The organism is Candidatus Thiosymbion oneisti (assembly GCF_900092655.1).
GTDB classification, from domain to species: Bacteria; Pseudomonadota; Gammaproteobacteria; order Chromatiales; family Chromatiaceae; genus Thiosymbion; species Thiosymbion oneisti.
The window spans coordinates 1-9,111 of sequence record NZ_FLUY01000813.1 but is presented as its reverse complement, the minus strand read 5'-3'; the positions used below and the strand labels follow the sequence as shown (position 1 = coordinate 9,111).

The window sequence follows — 9,111 nt, the reverse complement described above, 5'->3', positions numbered from 1 at the left end:
CTCCTTAAGGACCTGAAGCGGTTTCCGGAGTTCTTCCCCGAATACCGGGGCTACCGCCTGTTCGGAGCGGTTGCCGCCTTAAGTATAGACGAATCCGCGGATCGGTATGCCTATCGCCAAGGGCTGTTCGTACTGACCCTGGGGCGCGAGGGGCTGGTTATCCTGCGCAATGATGACGCCTTCCGGCCAAAGGATTTTGCCGCCGGCCCGGTCGGTGAATGTTGAAGACCAAAGACCCTCCTCCATGAACGATGACCAATTGCTGCGCTACAGCCGCCAGATCATGCTGCCGACGGTGGGTGTCGAGGGGCAGGAACGGCTGCTCAGGGCGCGCGTGCTGGTGGTGGGGCTCGGCGGATTGGGCTCACCGGTGGCTATCTACCTGGCCGCGGCGGGGATCGGGACCCTGGTGGTCGCGGATTTCGACACCGTCGACCTGTCCAACCTCCAGCGTCAGATCCTGCATACCAGCGCGCGCATCGGGATGCCGAAGGTGGACTCTGCCCGGCAGACCCTACAGGCCATCAATCCGCAGGTCAGGATCGAAGGATTCAAGGGCAGTATCGACGCGAACACCCTGCCCGCCTTGCTCGCCGGGGTGGACGCGGTCGTCGATGGTTGCGATAACTTTACCACCCGCTTCGCCGTCAATGAGGCCTGTTTCCGGGTGGGTGTGCCCCTGATCTCCGGGGCCGCCATCCGCACCGAGGGCCAAGTGGCCGTATTCTCGGGAATGCCCGGCGGTCCCTGTTATCAGTGCCTCTATCCGCGTGACGGCAGCCTGGACGAGACCTGTGCCGCCACTGGGGTGCTCGCCCCGGTGGTGGGCATCGTCGGCAGTATCCAGGCCACCGAGACCCTCAAGCTCCTCACCGGCGCGGGCGATCCCCTGTTCGGGCGGCTGCTGCTGCTGGACGCCATGACCATAGAGTGCCGCACTGTCCGAGTCACTGCCGATCCGGATTGCCCCGTATGTGGTGTCCGACCATCCGCGGCACAATCAGGCCGTGCCGATTCCTGATCCGCGGGCTAGATCCTTAAGGAACTGTTTGGTTGAAACGGATCCTGGCGTCGTGTTGCGTTACGCCGCGTTCGATGCCGTGCCCGTCGGGGCGCGGTCCTGGGTTATTTGGTGTTGGTTGTGGGATCTGACGTGTTGGGTTACGGCGCGTTCAGTCCTGTCGCTGTGCTTCGGGATCGGACAGCGCGCCTAACCCAACCTACACTTAAAGCAAGGTCCGCGCGGCCAGGCCAGGTGGGGGATAATGTAGGTGTAGGTTGCGTTAAGACGCCGGCACTGGCCTAGCCGTAGATCAACGAGCCTTGGTGCGTCGAACGCAACACGTCAAACCCTGTCCCGACGCAGGAGGGATCTTTCTTGTCCCGACATAGGAGGAATCTTTTCCCTCCGGACAACGCCGAATAATTCAGGATCGCACCCGCAAAAGGTAGCGCACGAAACCGGAATTCCGATTAGAATCCACATTGCAGCGTAGAGAATTGTCGCTGCGGGCGGGTCTTCTTGTCTGACTGTCCGGCCTCCGAGTCGCTGCAGGTGGTCTGAAGGCTTGGCCCTACCTAATTGTTCCAGAAGAGGATTTTTCAATGTACAAGTCTGTAACCATGAGTGCCCTCGCCTCCGTGCTCGCGTTTGGTCTGGCTACCTCCGGCAACGCGCTTGCCGCCAAGAAGGGGTTCGAGAAGTGCTACGGCGTCGCCAAGGCCGGGATGAACGACTGTGGGGCCAAGGGCCATTCCTGCGCTGGTCAGGCCAAGAAGGACAAGGATCCGAAGGAGTGGGTCTATGTGCCCAAGGGGACCTGCAAGAAGTTAGCCGACGGTAAGCTAAAGGACAAGAAGGATGACAAGTACAAGGACAAATACAAAGACAAGGAGCTGAAAGAGAAGGAAAAGGAACTGAAGGAGAAGAAGGAAGAGGAGACAGGGGGGCTCAAGAAGATCTTCGATGATACGAAGGAAGCCCTGGGGATAGATAAGGACAAGTAAGGACTCCAACGGCGGGTGGCCGTTCAGCGGCCACCTGCTCCGTGAGTCGACTACCTCCCGGAGGAGGTCCCCCCGCCCGCAGTCCGTTTGCCTGAAAGACAAGGAGTCATCATGTCTCAACCCGGCATCATCTTCCGTGCCTTCGACCGCTGTACCGGTTTTTTCACCTTCCTAAGTCCGCTCTTCGATCTCACCGTTCGGCTCTGGGTAGCCCAGGTCTTCTTCATGTCCGGTCTGACCAAGATCCAGAGCTGGTCCGGCACCTTGGGGCTTTTCAAAGACGAGTACGAGGTTCCCTTGCTGCCGCCGGCGGTCGCGGCCGTTCTGGGTACCGCTGCCGAGCTGACCCTGCCGATCCTGATCGCGATCGGCCTGGCTACGCGGCTCTCGTCGCTGGCCCTGTTCCTGTTCAACCTCGTCGCCGTCTATGCCTATGGCAGCTTCTTGTTCTCCGACGACGGTGCCGCGGGGCTGCAGCAACATATCCTGTGGGGCGCCCTCTTGGCGATGCTCGTCTTCCACGGTCCGGGCAAGCTGTCGCTGGATCATTTGATTTTGCGCCGCTATCGCTGATGGATCGCCGTGCCTTCCTTGCCTCCACCGGGGCCCTTCTGTCCGCCGGGGCGCTCGCGCGTCTCGAGGCCTTTGCCGCGGCAGAGCCGGCAACCCTGTCCGGCGCCGGCATCGAGCCGGAAGGCTGGCACACCCTGGGCCTGGTCCAGGAGCACCTGTTCCCGTCGGAGGCCCAGGCCCCCGGCGCGCGCGAAGTCAATGCCCTGAGCTATCTCCGGTTCGTAATGGGTTGGCAAGGGACCGATCCTGCAGAACCGCGGATCCTGCGCTCAGGTTTGGACCGGCTCCGCGAGATCGCGGCGCAAACCGCAGGCGGCACCTTCGCGGCGCTTAGTCCGTCCGCTCGCGAGCGGGCCCTGCGCACTTTGGAGGCCGAGGAGGGCGGCACCGAGTGGCTCCTGCTGGTGCTCGATTACCTGTTCGAGGCCCTGCTTGCCGATCCGATCTACGGGGGCAATCCGGACGGGATCGGCTGGCGCTGGCTCCGGATCGAGCCGGGACACCGACGCCCTGGATTGGGTCAGCGGTATTTCGAGCTACGGGCGTAGGTGTTGGATCCCTCAAGGATCCTGGTTTAGGGAATTACCGCGATGGGTATCCATAACGACTACAAACAGTTGACAAAGGCCGAACGGGACTTCATCGCATCATACCCCTTTGCAGCGTGGGCCTTCAGGAAGGCGGCGGAGAAGGCATCCGAAGAAGCGCAGCGTCGGTTTCCTGGACCAGGCCTCCACAATAGACGTGGTGACGCCTTTCGGCACTGCTACTGGAATGCACTGATGGTGAAGGCGGTAAACGCCGAACTTGCGAAGGCGTTTGCCGATGCACACGAGGAGCGCGCGGGACAGCCGGCACGCGAGAAGAAAATGGATCTGCACAATAATGCGGTGGGCCGTGAGATCGGAAAGATCTACCGGCGCAGTAGCGACAAGCGGATTGCTAATGCGTGCGTTGCCGCGCTGAATGCTGGCCGCCTGAGGATCTTGTGATGCTTGTCGGCTCGAGTGGCCTCGCACGACTCGGCAACGGGTACGTTTGCCGGCTTTTTGCCTTGATGCTGTGCAGCAGTCTGAGCGCCGGTTGCGGTAACGTCAACGCCGACCTCCTGCAACAGATTGGGGCGACGGTGCAGGCTCGTCTCGCCGATACAAGGCCGTTACGCTTGGTTGATGTAACCTCGTTTACGTGGGATCGCGTCGCTGTCTTTCCGCCCTACACACCGCGCGCCCTGGTCGAGCGGACGCTCGGTACCTCCGTCCCTTCCGGGGCCGTTGCGATCGAGCGGCGTGACGATGTCTGCCTCCTGGTATTTCTGCGCGCCGGGAAGGTAACGGAGTGGACCCTCCTGCCCCGCAATCTCGGCGATCTGAGCGAGAGTGGTGTGTTGGCGTCGCTCACGCCCGAGACTGCAATATTTCGTGTGGCCGAGGTTGATCGCGGCGAACCCTGGATATTGCTGATTCCAGCCGCCCCGCCGGTAAACTCGCCGTAGCTACCATTCCGCGGGAAGAGCGAATCAGCACCCTGATGGGTTAATCATCCGGCTATAAAAGGGGTTGTTAACCCATGCAATAGCGATGGAAAAATTAATAATCTCAATACTCTCAATAATGCTGAGCACTTGTGCATGCGCAGATACCGAAGCAATCAGGATAAAAAATAAAACTATTTTGCTGAACACGGAAAATTGCAGTATCGAGGTCAATGGTAAAAAGTCGAATCTGGCGTTGAATCGGAACTGTTTCTTTATCAAGAAAAGCAATTCTGAAGAAATACGAATCGAATATTATAAGGATATACTTTCTTACGTGCTGCTTGTGGTAGGAACTTCAGTCGGAAATATGCCTGATTTCCCTTTAACACAATCAAGGAAGGACTGTGGCAGTCAGCTGCAGGCCATAAAAATCTCCAATATCGGTAATATTTCTTTATCCAGAGTAATATCTGATACGATTACCTGTGCCGGTATTGGTGTGGACGAAAAAGAATTTTGGATATTAGCTCATTACTAAGCGTAGCGCGAGAAAGGTCACAACCGATTTTCAGAAAAGAAAAGCAACAGATAATAATTATTGACAAGTGACATTGCCAACTCCACTGTTTATTAAATGTCAATAGCCCCTGGCTCGTTTTTTAGCCGCAAATGGACGCAAATTAAATCGGCTCCGATCTGTGTTGATTCGCATTCATTGGCGGCCGAAAGCGGAGCTGCCAAGATTCAGATTGAGTATGGGAAAATGATTCGGTAGCTTCAATCTATCCGCAGATTACGCAGATTCTCGCAGACCCAAAACGAAATAATCTGTGAAAATCTGCGTCATCTGCGGACAGAAAAGATATCGTGATCTTTTGCAACCGATTCGCGTTAATTCGCGTTCATTTGCGGCTAAAAAGACATCTCTCTCATAACCACAATCCAGCTGTCTGCATTCTTTGGGTACTGATTTGAATAGTCACTCATGAACCAGGATTTCGATGTCTGTGTCATCGGCAGCGGGGCCGGGGGTGGTCCCGTGGCCTTGACCCTCGCCCGTGCCGGCTACTCGGTGGTGGTCTTGGAGAAGGGGCCCTGGTTCCGGGAGCAGGACCTATGCAAGGACGAGCTGACCTGTTGCCGGCGTTGGATCTACACCCCGGACCCGCGCCACGAGCCCCAGATCGTGGAGACCGAGGACGATCAGGGCGGGTGGCAGGAGAGCAGCACCTACCGCTCGTCCTGGACCTTCTGGAACGGCAACTGCGTCGGCGGCTCCAGCAACTTCATGAGCGGCTACTTCCATCGCCTGAAGCCGATGGACTTCCGCCTGCGCGAGCTCTTCGGCCCGGTCGCGGGCGCCAATCCGGTCGATTGGCCCATCACCTACGAGGACCTGGAGCCCTACTATAGTCGGGTCGAAGAGGAAGTAGGGATCTCCGGGCGGGTCACGCCCCATCCGTATCTGGAGCCGCGCAGCCGACCGGATTTCCCCTTTCCGCCGCTCGCCGAGCATCCGCTGGCGGGCCTGATCGACCAGGCGGCCACCGGGCTCGGCTATCACCCCTTTCCCACCCCGCGGGCCATTTTGCCCTATGCCGCTAAGAGCCGGGGCGGCTGCTCCTATAACGGCGGGCGCTGCGGCAGCACCGGCTGCTCCACCGGCGCCAAGGGCAGCTCCCGCGCCGCGCTGCTCGACCAGGCGGTGACCACGGGCCGCTGTGAGATCCGTCCCCACGCCATGGTCAGCCGGTTGGTGAGCGATCCCGCTGGCCGGCTGACGGGGGTGGAGTATTACGACCGGGGTGGGCGCCTCCAGCGACTCGATGCCGGCATCTATGTGGTGGCCTGTCAGGCCATCGAGAGCGCGCGGCTGCTGCTCGGTTCCGTCGGACCCCGCCATCCGCGAGGGCTCGCCAACGGCAGCGGCCAAATCGGGCGCAACCTGCTCTTCGCCGGGGGCGGCGCGGCCTCGGGGCGGCTGGTCTATGCCCGGCTCCCGGAGGCCCAGGCGGCGACACTCAAGGACTCGCGTACCTTCGTCAACCGGGCGTTGCAGGATTGGTACCGAATCGACGATCCCAAGTTCGGTCCACCGGCCAAGGGGGGCACCATCGACTTCGTGCACCGGCACCCGGCACCCATCGCCCGCGCCCACGATCAGGCCCAGGGCCCGGACGGACTGCGCTGGGGCCTGCCGCTCAAGCGCCGGCTGGAGTCCCACTTCCGCGACGGCATCTACATCAAGGTGGAGGCCTTCTGCGATTGGATGCCGGTCGACGATTGCTTCGTCCGTCTCGACCCCAAGCTCAAGGACAAGTGGGGACTGCCGGTAGCGCGCATCCGTACCGGCTTTCACGTCCGGAACCTCGAGGTCGGCTGGTATCTGACTACCAAGGGGGCGGAAGTGCTGAAGCGGATGGGGGCCGAGGACGTACTGCACTTCGCCTCCGGCGCTCCGCCCACCAATCTGGTTGCCGGCACCTGCCGCTTCGGCGCCGACCCGGCGACCTCGGTGCTCGATCGGGATTGCCGCGCCCATGAGGTGGAAAACCTGTTCGTCACCGACGGCAGCTTCATGCCCACCGGCGGCAGCGTGCCCTACACCTGGACCATCTACGCCAATGCCTTCCGGGTCGCCGACCGGATCGTCGCCCAGCTGGGCGGGCCGAAACGGGCGGGTGACGGCACGGGCCGGGAGCCGGTCTGACTTGGGCGTTCGTAGCGGCCGTGCCGATCCGTGATCCACGCAGCAGCAGACCCCTAACAAGGCTTAGCCTCAGACCGACGAGGCATGAATTTTTTTGTGCGGTGCGGATAACAACCGGAAAGAGAACCACGGATGAACATGAACGGACACGAATTCCACCGGCCCCAAAAGCCCCTCTCCCTTGAGAGGGTGTCGCAAAAGCCCGTCGGTGGGCGGTTGCGGGGCGGAAACGGAATAACCTGATCTCCCGTTTCCTTTTTTCTTCTGCATCACACCAAGACACCAAGCCACAAAGGGGTATAAAGGATTGAGAGAAGAACGCCGGAAATCGAGGAGAATGCTTCGTGTCTTGGTGGCTTGGTGTGAGAAAACTGAAACAAGACCAAGCGGCGGGATGCGCTGCGCTTTCCCGTCCGACTTGAGTCGCACCCATTACGACACCTTCCTTGAGGGAGAGGGGTTGGGGAGAGGGAGAAACGAAACCAATCCCACACGCGCTTTTTCGTGCAGGGCATAAACTCGACTCATTTGCAAAGATGCAGGTCCCTCGAGGAATCCTGGCCCGGCTGGCCCTGGCCGTCGCGGCCATCGGTCTGTTCCTGGTGGGCTACTACTGGGGAAACCAATACCAGCGCGCCACCTCGACTCCCCTCGCAATCGAAGGGGTCCTGATCCGACCGGCCCGCCCGCTTCCCGAGTTCACACTCCGAGACACAGCCGGGCAGCCCTTCACCACCGAGCATTTGGTGGGGCACTGGACCCTGCTATCCTTCGACGATCCAAACCAAGCCCTCGGCCAGCCAGCGGTCACGCGCATGATCGAGATACACAACCGCCTGGCGGACAATCCCGACCTCCAGGAGCGGCTTCTGCTCGTACTTGCGACCCAGCCTGAGGATTCGACCCCGGCGTTGGACTTCGACCGCTTGTCTCCGGTGCTTAGGCCCCTGTCGGGCACGGCCGGAGAGATGCAACGCCTGCGGACGGCCCTGGGAATGCCGGTGCAGGCAACTACCCCAGCCGCGGACCAAGCGATTCCCTGCTACCTGATCGGACCCTCGGGTCGACTGTTGGCCCTGTTTCCAAGCGCCCAAACGCCCGCATCCATCGCCTCTGACCTGGCCGCCATCGCCGCCCATGACGAGACCCTGAGCCCCGATCATGATTGACAGACCACTGCGCTGGTATCACCGCCTCTACGTGGGTATCCAGTACCTGTTGCCCCATCACCTACTCTCGGCCCTCATGTTGCGGGTCACCAGGGTCCGCTGGCGACCGGTCAAGGACCTGCTCATCGGCACCGTCGTCCGCTACTATGGGGTGGACATGACCGAGGCCCGGGAGCCCGACCCCAGGGCCTATGCCAGCTTCAACGCCTTCTTCACCCGGCCCCTACGGCAGGACGCCCGCCCCATCGCCATGCAGGAAGACGCCGTGGCCTGCCCGGTGGACGGGACCCTGAGCCAGCTCGGCACCATCGACGGTGGCCGCGTCTTTCAGGCCAAGGGATATGACTGCTCACTCCCGGAGCTGCTGGGGGGGCGTCAGGACTGGGCGCAAAGGTTCGACGGCGGGGTATTCGCCACTATCTATCTCTCCCCCCGGGACTACCACCGGGTACACATGCCCGTGGATGCTACCCTGGGGGAGATGATCCGTGTCTCCGGACGGCTGTTCAGCGTCAACCCGGTCACCACGGCCCTGGTGTCACGATTGTTCGGCCGCAACGAGCGGGTACCCTGCCTGTTCGAGACAGGATGCGGCCCCATGGCCCTGATCCTGGTAGGGGCCATCTTCGTCGGCAGCATGGAGACCGTATGGGCAGGCCAGGTCACGCCCATCGGCATCCGTAGGCCCGGTCCGGCCCACGAGGGAGAGATGGTCATCCGTTTGGACAAGGGCGCGGAGATGGGGCGCTTCAACATGGGCTCCACCGTCATTCTGCTCTTTGGACCGGGCAGGATCACATGGGACCCAGGACTCAAACCCGGTGCTCGCCTGCGCATGGGGCAGCGAATCGGACAGATCCATGAACACGCCCCAGACCAATGCCATTAAGTTAGCTGTTGGCCGCTTGTCGTGGTGGGCCGGAATACGAAAGAGAAAACTCCGAATCGCGCGAATCCACGCGAAAATTGATTCGCGCCGGCTTGCATGATTCCTGGGTCGTGTTGACCTTTAGAAAGTCCGCACAGCGGATAGAAGGTCCGCACAGCGGACCCTACACTAACCAATTGATCGAGGCTCTTTATGGATTCCGGACTGCTTTGGAGTGCGCCGGCAAAGCGGCGCGGCCGCATCGAACCTCAGTCATGGGGGATACCAGCAGTGTTTGCCGGGAATC

The 9,111-nt window shown here is 60.8% G+C and carries 11 protein-coding genes and 1 pseudogene; 11 read left to right on the top strand and 1 reads right to left on the bottom strand.

What is annotated here, in order from left to right; translation table 11 throughout:
- The 9 genes and pseudogenes from BQ17_RS21690 to BQ17_RS08750 form a co-directional block, all read left to right on the top strand.
- Positions 1-225: pseudogene (locus tag BQ17_RS21690) on the top strand (hypothetical protein); the annotation flags it as partial.
- Positions 226-244: 19 nt separating this feature from the next.
- A complete protein-coding gene (locus tag BQ17_RS08785; RefSeq protein ID WP_089726232.1) occupies positions 245-1,021 on the top strand; it encodes a HesA/MoeB/ThiF family protein in 777 nt (258 codons plus the stop codon).
- A gap of 584 nt (positions 1,022-1,605) precedes the next feature.
- Entirely contained in the window at positions 1,606-2,007 is a 402-nt protein-coding gene (locus BQ17_RS08780; protein ID WP_089726231.1) for a BufA1 family periplasmic bufferin-type metallophore, read from the top strand.
- Positions 2,008-2,118: 111 nt separating this feature from the next.
- Positions 2,119-2,580: a DoxX family protein gene (locus BQ17_RS08775; RefSeq protein WP_089726229.1), complete on the top strand. Its 462-nt coding sequence runs from the start codon at positions 2,119-2,121 to the stop codon at positions 2,578-2,580.
- On the top strand, positions 2,580-3,128 hold the full coding sequence (locus BQ17_RS08770; protein WP_089726226.1) for a gluconate 2-dehydrogenase subunit 3 family protein: 549 nt from the start codon (positions 2,580-2,582) through the stop codon (positions 3,126-3,128). Before BQ17_RS08775 ends, BQ17_RS08770 begins: the two co-directional genes overlap by 1 nt.
- 42 nt (positions 3,129-3,170) lie before the next feature.
- Positions 3,171-3,572: a DUF6973 domain-containing protein gene (locus BQ17_RS08765; protein ID WP_207787857.1), complete on the top strand. Its 402-nt coding sequence runs from the start codon at positions 3,171-3,173 to the stop codon at positions 3,570-3,572.
- Positions 3,572-4,075, top strand: coding sequence for a hypothetical protein (locus tag BQ17_RS08760; protein ID WP_089726224.1), 504 nt, complete (start codon positions 3,572-3,574; stop codon positions 4,073-4,075). The genes BQ17_RS08765 and BQ17_RS08760 overlap by 1 nt, the downstream gene beginning before the upstream one ends.
- Before the next feature lie 85 nt (positions 4,076-4,160).
- The gene (locus BQ17_RS20550; protein ID WP_133510280.1) at positions 4,161-4,595 is read left to right on the top strand and encodes a hypothetical protein; all 435 of its coding nucleotides are present in this window, start codon (positions 4,161-4,163) and stop codon (positions 4,593-4,595) included.
- A gap of 447 nt (positions 4,596-5,042) precedes the next feature.
- Positions 5,043-6,767 carry a GMC family oxidoreductase gene (locus BQ17_RS08750; RefSeq protein WP_089726220.1) on the top strand — a complete coding sequence of 575 codons (1,725 nt, stop codon included), beginning with the start codon at positions 5,043-5,045 and terminating at the stop codon, positions 6,765-6,767.
- A 69-nt stretch (positions 6,768-6,836) separates the two neighbouring features.
- On the opposite strand, the gene BQ17_RS20545 is transcribed toward BQ17_RS08750, so the two are convergent.
- The gene (locus BQ17_RS20545; RefSeq protein ID WP_141699179.1) at positions 6,837-7,196 is read right to left on the bottom strand and encodes a hypothetical protein; all 360 of its coding nucleotides are present in this window, start codon (positions 7,194-7,196) and stop codon (positions 6,837-6,839) included.
- Positions 7,197-7,303: 107 nt separating this feature from the next.
- Between BQ17_RS20545 and BQ17_RS08745 the strand changes: the two genes are divergently transcribed.
- Together BQ17_RS08745 and asd are read left to right on the top strand one after the other, a co-directional pair.
- Positions 7,304-7,936, top strand: coding sequence for an SCO family protein (locus tag BQ17_RS08745; RefSeq protein WP_089726218.1), 633 nt, complete (start codon positions 7,304-7,306; stop codon positions 7,934-7,936).
- Positions 7,929-8,825: an archaetidylserine decarboxylase gene (asd, locus tag BQ17_RS08740; RefSeq protein ID WP_089726216.1), complete on the top strand. Its 897-nt coding sequence runs from the start codon at positions 7,929-7,931 to the stop codon at positions 8,823-8,825. The genes BQ17_RS08745 and asd overlap by 8 nt, the downstream gene beginning before the upstream one ends.
- Positions 8,826-9,111 lie beyond the last annotated feature (286 nt).

Coding starts and splice junctions, on each gene's coding strand:
- BQ17_RS08765 (WP_207787857.1), top strand. CDS start 3,171: ATGGGTATCCATAACGACTACAAACAGTTGACAAAGGCCGAACGGGAC.
- BQ17_RS08745 (WP_089726218.1), top strand. CDS start 7,304: ATGCAGGTCCCTCGAGGAATCCTGGCCCGGCTGGCCCTGGCCGTCGCG.
- asd (WP_089726216.1), top strand. CDS start 7,929: ATGATTGACAGACCACTGCGCTGGTATCACCGCCTCTACGTGGGTATC.
- BQ17_RS08750 (WP_089726220.1), top strand. CDS start 5,043: ATGAACCAGGATTTCGATGTCTGTGTCATCGGCAGCGGGGCCGGGGGT.
- BQ17_RS08770 (WP_089726226.1), top strand. CDS start 2,580: ATGGATCGCCGTGCCTTCCTTGCCTCCACCGGGGCCCTTCTGTCCGCC.
- BQ17_RS08760 (WP_089726224.1), top strand. CDS start 3,572: ATGCTTGTCGGCTCGAGTGGCCTCGCACGACTCGGCAACGGGTACGTT.
- BQ17_RS08785 (WP_089726232.1), top strand. CDS start 245: ATGAACGATGACCAATTGCTGCGCTACAGCCGCCAGATCATGCTGCCG.
- BQ17_RS20550 (WP_133510280.1), top strand. CDS start 4,161: ATGGAAAAATTAATAATCTCAATACTCTCAATAATGCTGAGCACTTGT.
- BQ17_RS08780 (WP_089726231.1), top strand. CDS start 1,606: ATGTACAAGTCTGTAACCATGAGTGCCCTCGCCTCCGTGCTCGCGTTT.
- BQ17_RS08775 (WP_089726229.1), top strand. CDS start 2,119: ATGTCTCAACCCGGCATCATCTTCCGTGCCTTCGACCGCTGTACCGGT.